The 16,490-nt window shown below is 33.5% G+C and carries 15 protein-coding genes; all 15 read left to right on the top strand.

Annotation, left to right across the window (positions count from 1 at the left end):
- Window positions 1-122 precede the first annotated feature (122 nt).
- Entirely contained in the window at window positions 123-2,144 is a 2,022-nt protein-coding gene (locus NTU69_10355) for an O-antigen ligase family protein (GenBank protein ID MCX5803911.1), read from the top strand.
- Between the two features lie 7 nt (window positions 2,145-2,151).
- Window positions 2,152-2,919, top strand: a complete 768-nt coding sequence (locus NTU69_10360) for an ABC transporter permease (protein ID MCX5803912.1) — start codon at window positions 2,152-2,154, stop codon at window positions 2,917-2,919.
- Entirely contained in the window at window positions 2,916-3,662 is a 747-nt protein-coding gene (locus tag NTU69_10365; protein MCX5803913.1) for an ABC transporter ATP-binding protein, read from the top strand. Before NTU69_10360 ends, NTU69_10365 begins: the two co-directional genes overlap by 4 nt.
- Window positions 3,663-3,721: 59 nt before the next feature.
- Entirely contained in the window at window positions 3,722-5,563 is a 1,842-nt protein-coding gene (locus NTU69_10370; protein ID MCX5803914.1) for a methyltransferase domain-containing protein, read from the top strand.
- A gap of 17 nt (window positions 5,564-5,580) precedes the next feature.
- Window positions 5,581-6,714: a glycosyltransferase family 1 protein gene (locus tag NTU69_10375; protein MCX5803915.1), complete on the top strand. Its 1,134-nt coding sequence runs from the start codon at window positions 5,581-5,583 to the stop codon at window positions 6,712-6,714.
- A gap of 10 nt (window positions 6,715-6,724) precedes the next feature.
- Complete coding sequence (locus tag NTU69_10380) at window positions 6,725-7,810, top strand: glycosyltransferase (GenBank protein ID MCX5803916.1); 1,086 nt, start codon at window positions 6,725-6,727, stop codon at window positions 7,808-7,810.
- Window positions 7,807-9,156 (top strand): exopolysaccharide biosynthesis polyprenyl glycosylphosphotransferase, encoded by a 1,350-nt coding sequence (locus NTU69_10385; GenBank protein MCX5803917.1) that lies wholly within the window; start codon window positions 7,807-7,809, stop codon window positions 9,154-9,156. Before NTU69_10380 ends, NTU69_10385 begins: the two co-directional genes overlap by 4 nt.
- A gap of 322 nt (window positions 9,157-9,478) precedes the next feature.
- Entirely contained in the window at window positions 9,479-10,498 is a 1,020-nt protein-coding gene (locus NTU69_10390; protein MCX5803918.1) for a hypothetical protein, read from the top strand.
- Between the two features lie 55 nt (window positions 10,499-10,553).
- The gene (gene pilM, locus NTU69_10395; GenBank protein MCX5803919.1) at window positions 10,554-11,630 is read left to right on the top strand and encodes a type IV pilus assembly protein PilM; all 1,077 of its coding nucleotides are present in this window, start codon (window positions 10,554-10,556) and stop codon (window positions 11,628-11,630) included.
- On the top strand, window positions 11,627-12,160 hold the full coding sequence (locus NTU69_10400) for a PilN domain-containing protein (protein MCX5803920.1): 534 nt from the start codon (window positions 11,627-11,629) through the stop codon (window positions 12,158-12,160). Before pilM ends, NTU69_10400 begins: the two co-directional genes overlap by 4 nt.
- Entirely contained in the window at window positions 12,157-12,813 is a 657-nt protein-coding gene (gene pilO / locus NTU69_10405) for a type 4a pilus biogenesis protein PilO (GenBank protein MCX5803921.1), read from the top strand. The genes NTU69_10400 and pilO overlap by 4 nt, the downstream gene beginning before the upstream one ends.
- Window positions 12,791-13,243 (top strand): pilus assembly protein PilP, encoded by a 453-nt coding sequence (locus NTU69_10410; protein MCX5803922.1) that lies wholly within the window; start codon window positions 12,791-12,793, stop codon window positions 13,241-13,243. Before pilO ends, NTU69_10410 begins: the two co-directional genes overlap by 23 nt.
- 13 nt (window positions 13,244-13,256) lie before the next feature.
- Window positions 13,257-14,681 carry a type IV pilus secretin PilQ gene (gene pilQ / locus NTU69_10415; protein ID MCX5803923.1) on the top strand — a complete coding sequence of 475 codons (1,425 nt, stop codon included), beginning with the start codon at window positions 13,257-13,259 and terminating at the stop codon, window positions 14,679-14,681.
- Window positions 14,678-15,985, top strand: coding sequence for a hypothetical protein (locus NTU69_10420; GenBank protein MCX5803924.1), 1,308 nt, complete (start codon window positions 14,678-14,680; stop codon window positions 15,983-15,985). Before pilQ ends, NTU69_10420 begins: the two co-directional genes overlap by 4 nt.
- Window positions 15,986-15,997: 12 nt before the next feature.
- The coding region (locus NTU69_10425; GenBank protein ID MCX5803925.1) for a pseudouridine synthase at window positions 15,998-16,490 on the top strand (493 nt) is incomplete at its 3' end.

Below are 16,490 nucleotides of genomic sequence, written 5' to 3' on the forward strand. Positions count from 1 at the left end.
TGCGGAGAATCTTTACACAATAAACATAAATTTAGGTAAATAGATTGCTGAAAAAGAAACACAAATCGATTCTAAGATAATGTAAAATCCCCAGAAGATTAAATAAATGCAAAAAGAAAGGGATGATGATACACCAACGAATCAAATCAGTAAAGATAGAAGGAATTTTTGCATTTTCAGCTTTCTTGCTTATCCCCTTTCTTGGTGGTAATCATCTTTCCCTCTATTATATAAATATAGATAGATTCTGGATCGAGACCTCGTTTGTTCTTTTAGTAATCATAGCTGCTGTAGTGAACTGGCTCAAGAAAAAGGAAGTACAGGCTGGTTTTTATAAATTTTTCATATTTTTTTTGCCCTTCGGGATAATTCACCTCATAAGTCTTATATATACATGGAACACATTCAGTACTTTAAGTGACATAAATGTATTAATCTGGATTATCGGGAGCGTCTATCTCTTTCTCTTATCAGATGACAAAGAAGTTTTGCTTAAAGCCCTTGTAATTGGAACATTTATCTCCTCTCTCTGCGCAATTGTCCAGTCAAAGATATTGTTCCCAAATCTTATGGAGATCTTTAAAGGAGGCAGATATGCCTTTATCGTAAAGGAACAACCAATACCATTTTCATCCTTTCTTTACCACAATATTCTTGGAGGATACTTCTGTTTCATCCTGCCCATAGCAATCTATTTTGGCATCTTTAAAAAAAGATGGCTCTATGTTGCTATGGCTTCAGGCATAATATCGGGGCTCATCTTTGCAACATCCAGGATAGCTATAGGCATTGCATTATTGGTGGTTTTATACAGCACTATAGCTTTAGTAATGAATCGTGATATAAAGCGTTTTTTGATGCTTATTTTTATTGTTTTTATTGGCTGCGCTATTGCATTTTCACTTTTATACGGTAGTAAAAGGGATGTATCACAGGGAACGGGATTTGAACTTGAAAAAAAGATGAAGATAACCCGTTCCTATGTTTCTACCCTTGGCTTGAGGACAGAGATCTGGAAGAACGGATTGAATGCCTTTCTTGCAAAGCCTGTTATCGGGTATGGACCGGGAACATTTGAATATGCATACAGAAAATACTTTGACGGTGGGCTTTATACAAGATATGCCCACAGTTCACTATTAAAGATTGGAACTGAACTCGGTATTATAGGGGTTCTCTGTTCCCTATTTTATATAATCGGTTTGATCATTCATTTTAGGGTGAGGTTGAAAGAATCAAGATACTTATTTATTGTAATTTCTATTGGGTCTGGTTTTCTTTTTGGCCTTGTAGACTTTGCTTTTGACATCCCGGCATTTTCTATTACCTTTTTCGTATTATCTTCACTTTTTTTTGAAAAAAACATACCTGTAGCTGAAAAGACCTACAGGATTTTATTTTATCTTATTGCCCTTCTTATGATAGTTTCTCTTTTCTTCACAGTGAAGGCTAACCTATCCAAAAAGTCTCTTGAGAATGGTATTATATACGAGGAGAATGGTCTTTTGAAAGATGCATACCTTTCCTATAGAGATTCTATTAAAGAGATGCCTCTCAATAGTGAAGGGTATATGAAGATAATTAATGTCTTGATAAAATCATATAGAAATGAAAAGGATCTGGAAGAAAGAGAGAAGATTAAAAATGCTATAAATTCTTATTTGGTGAGGGCGGAAGAGATAAAAGATAATGATTCTGAGATGTTCTTTGTCGAAGGCATGGGTCATGCATTTTGTGGTAATGTGGTAAAGGCAGAAAATTCCTTCCTTAAAGCCCTTTCTTATTATCCTTCTTCACCATACTATGTGTATGAAATTGCAAGGTTCTATTTTGAAAACAATGAACTAAAAAGGGCAAAGACGTTGATTCATTCTATTGATTCATATATAAATAAGTATAAAAGCTCAAAAAATCCAAATGGTTTTTTTATGTACAAAATAAGAGATTTAGAATCAGAAATAGAGTATAAAGATGGGAACGTTAGTAATGCTTTAATGATAGAAAAAAAGAACATTCATGATGTAAAAAACGAAGAGTTTATTATATCAAGTATAAAATCAAGAGAATTTATCCAGAAAGAATTGTTCATCAGGTATCTGGAGAAGAGGATAAGTTTTTATGAGACAGAATTCAGGAAAAGGTGAGTGAAAAGTGAATTCTAAAGTTCAGCATTATATTGACTTGGTAGCCATTTTAACCGAGAAGGAAATAAAGGTTAGATACAAGAGCAGTTTCTTCGGCTATCTCTGGTCAGTAGCTCATCCCCTTGCTTTTGCCCTTGTTTTTTTTGTTGCCTTCAAGGTTGTGGTAAAGATACAGGTGGAGGATTATGCCCTTTTTCTTATTGCAGGATTATTTCCATGGCAGTGGTTTGCCAATTCGGTTAATGCTGCTCCAAGGATATTTCTCGGGAACGCTTCAATAATAAAAAAGGTAAATTTTCCAAGAAATATAATACCTTTTACCCAGGTATTCCAGGATATGATTCATTTCATTCTGGCAATCCCTGTGGTGGTTCTCTTTCTTTTTCTTTATCATAAACTGCCTTCGTTTTCCTGGCTTTACGGTATCCCTGTTCTATTAATAATACAATTTCTGATGACCTATGGTATATGCCTGATGATCTCGTCAACAAACCTGTTTTTTAGAGACCTTGAGAGACTTACAATAATTTTTACAACGATGCTTTTTTATTTTACCCCTGTCATATATCCTGAGAAGATGGTTCCGGTAAAATATAAACCTCTGATCAATCTGAATCCCTTAGCCCCTTTGATGATAAGCTGGAGAGAGTTGTTTTTAAACGGTACATTGTCTCCTTTATATCTCGCTGTAAGTTTTGGATATGCTATTTTGGCATTCATATTAGGTTTTTTGATATACAGAAAGCTTTCATGGAAGTTTGCAGAGGTTTTATGAGTGAACCGGTAATTGTTTTTGAAAGAGTGAGTAAGAGTTATCCAATGTATTATCATATTACAGGAGGGATTAAACATTTTCTTTTTCATTTTTCAAAAGGGATAAGCTCTTTAAGAAATTCTCGATTTGAGGCCTTAAACGATGTTTCTTTTGAAGTCTATAGAGGTGAAACTTTTGGTATCATTGGCAGAAACGGAGCAGGTAAGAGCACCACACTAGGTCTTGTTGCAGGCGTACTCAAGCCAACAAAAGGAAAAATAGTTGTGAAGGGCAGGGTCTTTCCCCTTCTTGAACTTGGTGCTGGATTTCATCCAGAGCTCACAGGAAGAGAGAATATTGTTCTTAACGGCGTCCTTATGGGGCTTACAAGGGCTGAAGTCTTGAGAAAGATGGAGGAAATAATAGAATTTGCTGAACTGAGGGATTTTATAGACCAGCCTATCCGGGTGTATTCAAGTGGTATGCTGACAAGGCTCGGATTTTCTGTAATTGCCCATCTTGACCCTGAAATATTATTACTTGATGAGGTATTGGCAGTGGGGGATATAGAATTTCAGAAAAAGTGTCTCAACAGGATGGCGGAATTCAAAAGGAGTGGTGTCACAATGGTTTTTGTTTCCCATTCCATGGCATCTGTAGAAAGAATTTGTGATAGAGTTATATGGCTGGAAAATCACTCTATCAAAATGGATAATGACGCCCATACTGTTATCAGTCATTATGCTCAACATTCTGTCAAATAATGAATTCGTCAAAATACAAGAAATTAATAATCGTTGCCCTGAAACAAACATCGTTTGGAATGAAATTATTAAGATATCATTATTTAAAAAAAGAAAGTTATGACAAAGCACTTCAAATTACCAGAGCACTAAAAATTCATAACGTTAGTAATATATTAATAGTATGCAGAAAGGTTAAAGAGTATGGGTTTAATGAAGCAATAAATCGTGAAGCTTTATTGTTTTTTAAAGAAATAAAAAATTATTATAAAGTGAAGTTAATATCGGTCGAATATGATATAGAAACAATAAAAAAAGAAGGTGAAATAAACTTTATTCCTTTTACCGATTTTCCGAAATACCTTTCTTTACAACCGGCTGAATTAATCCATATCTTTGATTCAAAGATTGAGGATATCTTTAATTATAATTTTGCACTTGAAAATTTCAAAGTAATATCTACGCTAACGTCAAATGAACCAGTTAATAAATCAGATATCAGTGAGTTTGACTTATCGCGTATTGTTCATGCTGTTGATCATAAACTACTAAGGCTCATTGTTCATTCAAAAAAAGCAGAAAAGGTACTCTACCATCTTGGAATTAAAGCAGATAGAATGCTACTCCCATTTGTTTCAACAACATTTCAAAAACATAGAAGAAAAACGCTGGAATGTATCGGTTTTGCTTCGTCTCCCTTACAACCCAGCGATATCGAAAAAAAGGGTATTTTATTATTGAAAGAGATTGCAAAGAATAACAGTCAAATAAAATTTCTTGTTGCATGGCGAAACAAGTCAATCAGCGATGATGATTTAGGGAAACTAAAAAATGTAACAATACTCTATAACCCTGCTGAAATGTCGGAGTTCTATAACAATATAGATTGCATGATTATCCCATTTACTGATAAAGATAATCATGCTGCGCCTTTTTCATGTATTGAAGCTCTTAGTTGTCATATTCCGGTCATCATAACCAATGTGCTTGATATTGCTGATATAATTGAAAAATTTGGTTGGGGAATTGTTTGTAACCCCGATGTAAAAGATATTTCGGATGCCATTCAATTGCTTATGAACCGATACGAGGCCTTTCTACAATCATTATTACGAAAGAATGTTTATGAAGTCTTTAATGAAGAACGCTATATAACAAATATGAAAGAAGTGTATGATGAAAGTATTGAAACGATTCAATCAATTTCTCTTCAAAAATGGGAAAATGCTCTTGAAGCTGAGAAAAAAGAGTTAATATTGGGCAGAGAAAGTATGAAAAATTATTACAATGAATGTAGTGTAGTGCAGGAATATTTTCAAAAAAGATTTGGCGAAGACAAGCATTTTAAGTTGCATCAAGAGCAAATGTCAGCCGTTGAAAAAATTCTTCAGAAATATTTCCAAGCTGCTCCTTCTGATGACACATACATTCTCGATTTAGCAACCGGTACTGGAAGACTTGTCCATATACTTTCTGATTTCGGGAAAGTTGTTCTTATTGATAGCTCTTTTAATATGCTGAAGAGTCTTCAAAATAACCATATAAAAATTTGTGGGGATTTATTCAATCTTCCCTTAAAACATTATTTTGACTGTATCACCCTGTTTAGAGTTCTGAGACATTACCAATTTTTTGATAGAAAACAACTGTATGCAAATCTGTATAAAAGTCTTAAACAAGGTGGAATTGTTTTATGTGATGTACCATCAAGAAGTACAGAAATAGAAATGAGGAATATACAGGGTTGGCAAAAATACAATATATATGATTGTTTCTGGGAATTACCCGATTTCGAAAAAGAAATTGTCTTGTTTGGGTTTAAGCTTTATGAGCATATTCCAATTGGTTATTCATTAACAAGTGAGTATGAGAGAATATCAGGCAAACCTGTAGAACAAATTTGTGCAATACAAAAAGTATAATATATTGAGCATGGTACATGAAAGTACTGATTAACTGTATCCCACTCCTGACAAAACTTACCGGAGTCGGAGTATATACGCTCGAGTTATCTAAAAAACTATTACAACCAAAAGGACTACATGAATATATATTTTATTATGGTTATGCATCAAGTAAACTATTCACTTTTTCAGGTTCAAGAAAAAGCGAGGTAGTGCAGGTCACTAAAAAAATTTTTAAGAACATTCCTTGTGGGAGACGAATTATAAAAAATATTTTCAACAATATTAGGTTAAGAGATGTTGATCTCTATTTTGAGCCAAATTTCATTCCTAACATAAAAATAAAAACAAGGGCTACTGTAACTACTGTGCATGACTTTTCCTTTACCGTGAGAGAGTGGACACCAAAAGACAGATATGAATTTTTCAATGAAAACTTTTTTAAAGAGATTTATAAATCACATATTATTATTTCACCTTCCGAGTTTATTAAGAAGGAAGTGCTGGATAAGCTCACGTTTCCTGAGGAAAGGGTAGTGACAATCCACCATGGTATAGACCATGCAGTTTTCAATCAAAATCATACAGACTATGCAGGACAGAATTCATTACGGGGTAATATAAAAAAATTAGGAAATTATTTACTCTTTGTAGGTACTATACAACCCCGCAAAAATTTAAAAGGATTAATCCACGCATATACTTTGTTGCCAGCACCGTTTCAGAAGGATTTTAAATTATTGCTTGTAGGTTTTGAAGGGTGGAATCATAAAGATATCAATGAAACGATTATGAAAAACAAGAATATCCATGTTTTTGATTCTGTCAGCAATAATGACGAGTTGGCAGAGTTGTATAGGAGTGCATCACTTTTTGTATTTCCTTCTTTTTATGAAGGCTTTGGATTTCCTCCGTTGGAGGCAATGGCTTGTGGTTGTCCTGTAGTTGTATCGAATACTTCCAGCCTTCCCGAGGTATGTGGAGATGCTGCTTATTATATTGATTCCCACAATGTGGAGAGCATCGCAAACGGTATTTTACGGGTTACCGAAGACGAAAACTTAAGAAAAAAATTGATACAAAAGGGGCTAGAAAGGGTAAAATTATTCACTTGGGAAACATCAGCTCAAAAGCATCGTGAGGTTTTTGAAAGGGCCTTAGGTCTTTAAAGGTGTATTCATGAAAAGCGTAATTATTCATGACAAGATTACTGAATTCGCTGGATCTGAGATGGTTTTGGAATCAATCCATCAGATTATACCTTCTCCAATTCATACACTTTTTTGTGATACAAAAGCATTAAAGGGAACACAGCTTGAACATGCAACAATATATACAACGTTTCTTCAAACCATACCGCATGTGTTGAAGGTATTCAGAAACCTGTTACCGCTTTTTGTATTTGCCATCGAAACAATCAATATAAGGCATTACGACCTCGTTATAACAAGTTCTCATTCGGTAGCAAAGAATGTGCTAACATTTCCCCACCAGTTTCATATATGTTATTGTCATACCCCCATGCGATATGCGTGGGACTTGTATTTCGAGTACATGGAGAATATGGGTTACAAAAAATTTATTTTTGCTCCATTGATGAATTATATCCGTTTATGGGATAAGGCAGGCTCCGAAAGGGTTGACCTATTTGTTGCCAACTCCCAGCATACGCAGAAAAGAATCAAAAAGTTTTACGGTAGGGATGCCATTGTTCTCTATCCACCGGTTGAAGTAACGAATCTAACAAACAACACACAAAAAGAAGACTATTATGTTACTATAGCGCGCTTTGTTCCGTATAAGAGGGTTGATATAATTGTGAAGGCCTTTAACAGGATGACTGATAAAAAACTCATTGTCATAGGCGAGGGGCCTGAGGGGAAACGGCTTAGAAGGATAGCAGGGGAAAATATTGTCTTTACAGGGTATCTTGATAGGAGTAAGTTGATGGAGGTCCTTGCTAAGGCGAAGGGTTTTGTCTTTGCAGCGGAAGAGGATTTTGGCATAGCCCCTGTGGAAGCTCAGGCATGTGGCATTCCGGTAATTGCGTTTGGGAGGGGAGGGGTGTTAGAGACAGTAATAGATGGTAAAACCGGTCTCTTCTTTTATGAGCAGACAGAGGAAGCCATCATAGATGCCATCGAAAAGGTCGAAAAAGAGACATTTGATACGGAGTATATAAAAAGACATGCGAAACAGTTTTCTAAGGACATGTTTATTGAAGGATTCAAAGAAATCTTAGACAAGTACACTGGATTACATTGACACACCAGAGAACGTTTCAAAACATTCTTGTTCTGTGTAGTGACATCCTCGCATTCTATGTATCAATAATTTGTGCATTCTATACCAGAGCATTGCTTAAAGGGTGTTTTTCCCTTGTCCCACTGGGTCATGGGCTTTCTTTATATTTAAGTAAATGGTGGGTCATTGCGGTAGTAATGATTCTAATAGCTTATTATGGTGGTTACGGCATCACGATCAACTTCTGGGATGATTTTTTAGTATTGATAAGAAGTTTTTTTGTCTCCTTCTTAATTGTGTGGGTTCTCTTATCTCTTCAAAAAGAAGCGGAAACTGTATCAAGAATAATAATAACAATAAGTTTCATGTATATGGTGGCTGTTGTTCCCTGTTGTAGGTTTTTGTTGAAGTTTTTGCTATTTAGACTCTGTGATGTTCGAGGAAATGCATGCCTATTAGGAGAACCAGGGGAAAAAGAGCTTGAAATAGTAAAGACATTAAATAGTGAATGGTACTCCGGATACAAGATAGTTGAAGTAATAAGGATAGGATCTGTAACAAAGGCTTATACTACATGTTTTGTGCCGTTGCGGTATGCTGATGAAGAATTAATAAAAAACATTAAATCGATTTTTAAAAACTTGATTTTGATCTCAGAGCTCTCTGGGCTTTCGTTCATGAATACAGAGATTAAGACTTTTTTAAGCAAAAACATTTTGTTGATCACAACCGATAGTGGTCTTCTTTCTGTGCAAAAAATGGTTTTTAAAAGAGTGTTTGATATTGTCTTGTCCATATGCTCAATTATCATTTTTCTTCCGTTATTAATAGTTATTCCTATCATAATCAAACTCGATTCAAGAGGACCTGTTTTCTTTACTCACAGGAGGATAGGAAAGAACCTGAAAGAATTTACTATGCTGAAGTACAGAACAATGTATATAGATAGTGAAAGAACCCTTGAGCGTTTTTTGGCTACACATCCAGAAGCATATAAAGAACTACAAGAAAGAAATAAAATAAAAGAAGATCCCAGGGTAACACGATTTGGAAAGATATTAAGAAAAACATCACTTGATGAATTGCCCCAGCTTTTCAATGTTCTAAAAGGAGATATGTCAATTGTTGGTCCACGACCTGATGCAAAAGAAGCGGTAGAGAATTTTTTAAGTGAATATAAAAGAATTTATATGAGGGTTAGACCTGGAATTACAGGCCTATGGCAGGTAAGCGGAAGAAGCGAGATTGTATATAAAGAGAGGGTGAAACTCGATTACCTCTATGTGCTGAACTGGTCAGTATGGCTCGATTTTGTCATTATTTTAAAAACTTTTTACACAATCTTAAGCGTAAGGGGTGCATATTAATCCTGAGAAATGTGAATAATCTATGCCGTTCAGGAAAAATTATTACTATCTAATTAAACTGTATAACTTTAATAGAATGCGCTTAAAATCAATTAAATCTAATATTATCAATTAATTAAAGTAAACTACCTCTATATTATATAAAAAAAGTTATGTACAGTATAATTTTTTTCTTGACAAATTAATTTATACTGTATAAATATAGTTAATATGGTTATTATGTGCAATAATTAGCAATTACAATAAGTTAGATGTTATTACAACCCCCTATATATTTAAAAAAGAATTGACAGAAAACAGCTTTTTTGCTAAAGTTTTCAAGGTGATAGAATTCAAAAAAATAATTCAAAATAATGTATATCTAAATCCCTTTAAAGAATTTGTTCCTCATGAAGGGAAAGTAGAAATTAGATGGGATCCGTTAACAAACTTAACATCCAGGATTGTACATTTTCCTGCTAAGAAATTTGCAAGGTTTAATTATGAAAGTATTATTAAGGCCTCTTTAGACACGGGGTGCCCATTTTGCCCTGAAAATATAGATTCTATGACATCAAAGTTTAATAAAGATATGTATGGCTCTGAAAGAATTGAAAGGGATGGAATAACAGTTATACCTAACCTTCTGACCTTTGATAAATATTGCCTCGTGGCAATCATTTCTAAAGAACATTTTGTTGATATGAGTACACTCAGGAAAAATAATTACATAATAAAAGGGATTAGAGCGCTTTTGGATGTTTTAAAAATCATAAAAGAAAATGATGAGCAGGTAAAATATTTTTCAATAAATTGCAATTACATGCCCATGTCAGGAGGAAGTATTCTCCATCCGCATATGCAAGCTATAGCAGGTGAATATCCTACTAATTATCATGGGATCATGCTGAAAGAGAGCAAGGATTTTTATTTGAACAAAAAGAAAGTATTTTGGGAAGCCCTTATTGATGAGGAGAAGAGACTCAATGAACGGTTCATCTCTAAAACCGGAAAAACATACTGGTATGCACCATTCGCTCCAAAGGGAAACATAGACATAGGTTGTATATTTGAAAAGAATTCTATATTTGAACTTGATGAAAATGATTTATCTGATTTCAACGAAGGTTTGAACAAGGTGTTAACGTATTTTGATAAAGAGAATGTGTCGGGCTTTAATTTATCAATATTTTCAGGTATTTATGGAGAAGACTATTTTCGTGCGAATATGAGAATCATTGCAAGAAGATTTTTGCCACCGACAAATGCTGCAGATGCTAATTATTTTGATAAGATACATATGGAAAATACTTGTGTTTTTTTTCCAGAAGATGTATCAAATAACATAAGGGCTATATGGTAAGGGTTTGTTATAAAGAAATACTTTGTGGTGTAGATTGATTTAAATTAGGAGGCATATGGCTTTAGAATTTTTAAAAAAATCAGATTTTATTGCCAAGCTTGGTTTAAAGACAGTAAATGATTTAATTGGTATAGATATAGGCACCACATCAATAAAACTCTGTGTCCTGAAGAAAACAAAAGATGGTTTTAAATTAGAAAACATTGCAAAAAGGTCATACGAACAAGACCTTTTGAGTGATGGTATCATTATAGATAATACCTTTATTGCACAAGAGCTAAAGAATTTAATTTTAGAAAACAAAATAAAGAGCAGAGACGTGGCTTGTGCGTTATCAAGCTATACAGTCATTATAAAAAGGGTGAATATACCCTTCCTTGAAGAAGAGGCATTTGAGAATAGTATTAATTTGGAAGTTGAATCTGTTATTCCTTTTCCGTTAAAGGATATTTATTATAGCTACTACGTTATGGGTGTTGATGAGGAAAAAGAAGATATGATGAAGGTACAAATTGTAGCCGCAAAGAAGGAAATTGTTGATGGATATATAACAGCATTTCATATGGCGGGCTTGGACCCACAGATACTGGATGTAGATATTTTTGGTGTTACTAATATAATAGAGCAAATATATAATCCCAAAGATTTTTCTGCAGTGGCTGTTGATATAGGGGCATCTGTGACAAATATAGCAATAATGAAGGGGGAAAATATAGAATTTACAAGGGAAATATTAATGGGAGGAAAGTATATTACCAATCAGATTGAAAAATCAACCAAGCTCTCATATACGGAAGCAGAGGAAAAGAAATTAACAAATGATAGCTTAGTTTCATACCTGTTTGAAGATTTTATATTTAATATTTCTTCTGAGATAAAAAAGACTATAAACTTTTATATTGCTACAAAACCAAAAGAGACCATTGGAAAAATATATCTCACAGGGGGTTCGTCCTTGCTTCCTGGATTAAAGGAAAGGATAGGGGAGGACAACAAGATAGAGGTAGAATCTATAAATCCATTTCTATTTTTGAATGAAGAGGAAAGCACATTACATGCCTACGAGAACCTTAAAGAATTTATAGCAATTGCGATATACCTCTCTTCAAGAGTTGGAGATATAGCGCTATGATAAAAATCAATTTATTACCCAAAAAGGCTCGGAAGGGTGTATTTAAGTATGACTTATATATTTTAATATTTGTGGTTTTAGTCAATTTTTTGGTAATAGGTGGAATTTATCATAAGAACACAAGTGATATAGCAAATTATAAGAAGCTGATAGAAAATACGAAGAAAGAGATTGCAAGCTTAGACAGGATATATAAAGAATATATGAGCTTGGAGAGGGAAAAGAAGGAAATTAAAAGAAGGATACAGGCGATAGATAATATAAAAGAGGGCAGGGCACTTGCAGCAAGAACGCTTTTTGATCTCACTTCAATTGTGAAGGAGAGTGTATGGTTGAAAAAATTTGCAAAGAAAGATGATAAATTTGAATTAGAAGGCCGTTCTTTGGAGAATGAGTCCATATCAGATTTTATTGAAAGTATTTCCAAGATTCCATATATAAAAAATGTTGAGTTAAAGAATATAGAAGATGTCAATGAGGGTGGTATTGCAATTAAAAAATTTATAATAAATGGGAATATTTCGCTATGAAATTAGACCTTAATGTAAAAGGGATAGGCAAAAAGCTAACTAAAGTTTCAAGAATATATAAGCTGATATTTATATTGGGAATTAACATATTAATTTTTGTATTATTGTTTTTCTTTATAATTAAACCTCAGTTTGAAACGAAGAAGAAATTGCTTACAGAGTACCAGGGGATTAAAAAGGACCTTGAAAAAATGATTGCTGTTAAGAATAATATGGAGAAATCTCAGAAAGAGTATACAGAATTACAGGAAGCATTGAAACAGGTTTTAAAACAACTGCCGGAGACTAAAGACATACCAAATTTACTAAGAAACGTTTCTAATGTTGGTACAGAAACAGGGATAAAGGTAAAATATTTTGAACCAAAGGCAATGCAAAATAAGGAATTTTACGCAGAATTGCCATTTGAAATAAAGTATAGTGGATCTTATCATAATATAGGATATTTTTTTGATGGTGTGAGAAAATTAGAAAGGATTATACACATAGTGAGTTTTTCTCTTGATTCGAAGGGTACTCCTGCTAAAATTGTTTTAGAGGGTTCATGCCTGGCAAAAACATATGTGTATTTAAAAGAGCAACCCAAACCAAAGAAGGAAGAAAAAAAGGAAGAGAAAAAGGAAGGTAAAGGTGCTGAAACTCCAAAAAAGTAGCTGTTTAATTTTTACTCTCGTTTTTCTTTGCTCCTTTGCATATGGTGCAGAACCTAAAAAACCTCCAGAGGAGAAAAAATCTCTGATCAATAATTTCACTTATACATCAAAGGATAGAAGAGACCCTTTTGAGCCAGTATATCTTTTGAAGGCAAAGAAGAACAAAGAAAAGTTAGTTGCAAAAGGTAAAAAAGGAACCGTTTTGAAAAGTGGTTATGAGCTTGAAGAACTTAAGCTTGTTGGCATTATTAAAAAAGACAAGAGTAAATATGCGATGATGGAAGATTTACATGGAAGAGGGATTTTATTTAAAAAAGGAGACCCTATTAATCCCACTATGTCTATTATGGATATTCTTGAAAGCAAGGTTATTTTAGGATACAGTGTAAGGGGTGAAACAAGAAAGTTTGAATTAGAAATACAGAAATGATGAGGGTGTAAATATGCGAAGAAAAATTTCACTATTTGTTATTATACTTTTATTAGTACCCTTTATTGCTTTTGGGCAGTTCGCTAAAAAGGATGCTTCTAAAATATCTTTTGACTTTATGGATGCAGATATAAGAAATGTATTGAGAATCCTGGCAGAAATCTCTGGTAAAAACATTGTTATTTCAGATGCTGTAAAAGGCAAAGTCACTATTAAGCTTGATAATATATCGTGGGACGAGGCACTGGATGTGATTTTAAAAGATAACGACCTTGCGAAGATTGAGGAAGAGAACATTATAAGAATTGTGACTTCAAAGAAGTTTTTTGATGAAAAAAAGAGAGAGAGGGATGAAGCTTCAGAATTTTTGAAAGAGAAAGAATTAAAATCTAGTATGGGAATAGACTTTGTCACTGAAACAATTTTTATCAACTACGCTGATGCTGCTGAAGTAGAAAAGATGATAAGCGGGGAAACTGATAAGGATAAGAAATCGAAGGGGCTTCTCTCACCAAATGGGACTGTTAAATTGGTTAAATGGACGAACGCCCTTATTATAAAAGATACAAAAGAAAATATTGAGCAGGTTAAATTGAGAATTAAAGAGCATGACATTGTACCACCTCAGGTTCAGATTGAGGCGAGAATTGTACAGGCAAATTCAGATTTTGCAAAACAATTGGGAATACAGTGGGGGGCTAGATATCAGGCAAACTTAGACCGTAAAAATCTTGAGCTTACAGGAGGAAAAAATCCAACAGCTGCATCAACAACCACTTCATATACGGCAACAACAGGAATGGAGGCCCTTAGGGGCGCAACTGGAGCATTCCCATACAACGTCAATTTACCTGCTGCAGTTGGTGTAGGAAGTGGTGGAGTTCTTGGTATGTTTTTGGGAAGTGTTACAGATACATTTCAACTGGATTTACAGCTTAGTGCCCTTGAAGGGGAAGGGAAGGGTAAGATAATCTCAAATCCAAAGGTCGTAACTTCTGACAATCAACCGGCAAAGATTGCCCAGGGCACATCCGTTCCCTATCAAACTGTTTCAATGTCGGGTACCCAAACACAATTTATAGATGCTGTACTTGGTCTTGAGGTAACCCCTCGTGTTACTAAAGATGGTAATGTAAGACTAAAAATAAAGGCAACGAAAGACCGTCCTATCTATGTTCCAGGTAGCCCTATTCCTGGTATTGATAAAAAGGAGGCTACCACTGAAGTCATAGTAAAAGATGGGGAAACTGCAGTGATCGGTGGTATATATGAGTCTACAGAGAGTGAAACAGAGGATGGTATACCAATTCTCAGGCATATACCATTATTCGGCTGGTTGTTTAAAAAGGATGTTACTACCAAAAGCAAAACTGAACTTCTTATATTTATAACACCAAGAATAATAAAAAACCTTTATGCTGAAGAGGGATATAAATGAAAAAGAAATATCTTAAAGTAAGTTTAGTTTTTTTATTTTTCCTCCTGCTAATGCTACCATCAAAAAACTCCTACTGTGATGAATACATAAAGGGTGAGATTGTTTCCTCTGTTTCACAGAATCAACTCAGCCTTCTTGTAGGTGATAAAGCAGTTGTAAGTCTTGGGATGAAGGATGGTGTGATAAAAGGGGACCTTTTAAAAATTACAGACAATACTAATGTTGGACTTATAAACCCAATTGGCCAATGTGCAGTATTGAGTGTTAATAATGATAATAGTATATGTGAGATAATAAAACTTCAAACAGAAATTGATGCAGGCAGTCCTGTATTCATAGAGAAATTGAAGTACATTGAAGAAAAATATTCCCCTATCATCTATGGTTTGCTCTCTAAAACAGTTAATCCTTACGAACCGCATAAAAGGGTTAAGGTCTTTATTTATAATATCTTTGACGAGAAAAATGATGTGACAAAATATTCAATAAAATTAAAGAAAGAGATAGAAAGTATTTTTTCTCAAAAGAGCAAGATTATTTTAAAAGGTGCTTTGAAAACAAAAGATTTCCTGTTTTATCCTAGCGCATATAAGGAATATAAGGGAATGCTCGATGAGTTTATGAAAATAGAAAATATTGATGTTTTCATCACCGGTACATATGTTTTGGAAAATGATAAGGTTAAGATCTCTTTATATAAATTTGATAAGTATTTTGGTGATATAAGGACAACACTTCAAATACCTTTAGATAAAGAATTGACAGAGGTATCAGAAGTTTTTATTCCATATAAGCCAATTAAGAAAGAATATGTACCATGTAAGGTTGTTTATAAAGAATATCAATATATACCTCATAAGGATGAGAAGATTGATATAGTGAAATATGAAGCGAATAAAGATGCTTTTAGAGAATATGAATTGAAAAGGATAAACTTTAATATTATAAACCCTGTAGATACAACAGTTATGGTTGATGATGAAAAGTTAAAATTTGATGCGAAAAATGAAACTTCGTTGTCTTTAACTAAGGGAACGCATAAAATATTAGCATCCTTTAAGAGAGGATATTTTTTAAACACAAAAGATATACCCATATATGTTTCTGTTAAAGATATAAAAAAGGAAATTATGTTGAATATTGAAAGGGAAGGGAACTTTGTTGTGGAAATAGATTTAAATCCTTTTTTCGAAAAAGATAATATAATGTTTAAGATTTATAAGGAAAAAGAGAAGGTCTTTTATCTATTAAAGCCGGTAATCCTAATTGAGTCCGATAAACCTATTGAGAGTTTTAAATATTAGTATTTATTTAATTTGAGGCTTTCAAAATTTATTACCCTTTGCGGTATCTCTTCGAGAAGAAAATCAGAAGATTTAATTCGTAGTGGAATAGTAAAAGTAAATAATGTTATCATATTCGAACCACAATTTAAAGTATTACCTGAAATAGATATTGTAACTGTCTATGATAATAGGGTTAATCAAATAAGTAGTAAAATTTATATAGCCCTCAATAAGCCAGTCAAATATCTATCTGATTTGTCTTATAATGATGATAGAAGTATTGCAAGAAGCCTGATAAACATTGATGCTTATTTATTTCCAGTTGGTAGATTAGATTATTATTCTGAAGGATTAATGGTTTTTACAAATGACGGTGATTTTGCTTATAAGATAATGCATCCTAAATATGAAGTAGAAAAAGAATATCAGGTGAAGTTTAAAGGAATACTCAGTAGTGAAGATATAAAAAGAATTAAAAAAGGCCTTTTAATTAATGGGTATATATATAAAATTAATAAAATAA

This window comes from Pseudomonadota bacterium, from assembly GCA_026388215.1.
In the GTDB taxonomy this organism is placed as follows: domain Bacteria; phylum Desulfobacterota; class Syntrophorhabdia; order Syntrophorhabdales; family Syntrophorhabdaceae; genus JAPLKF01.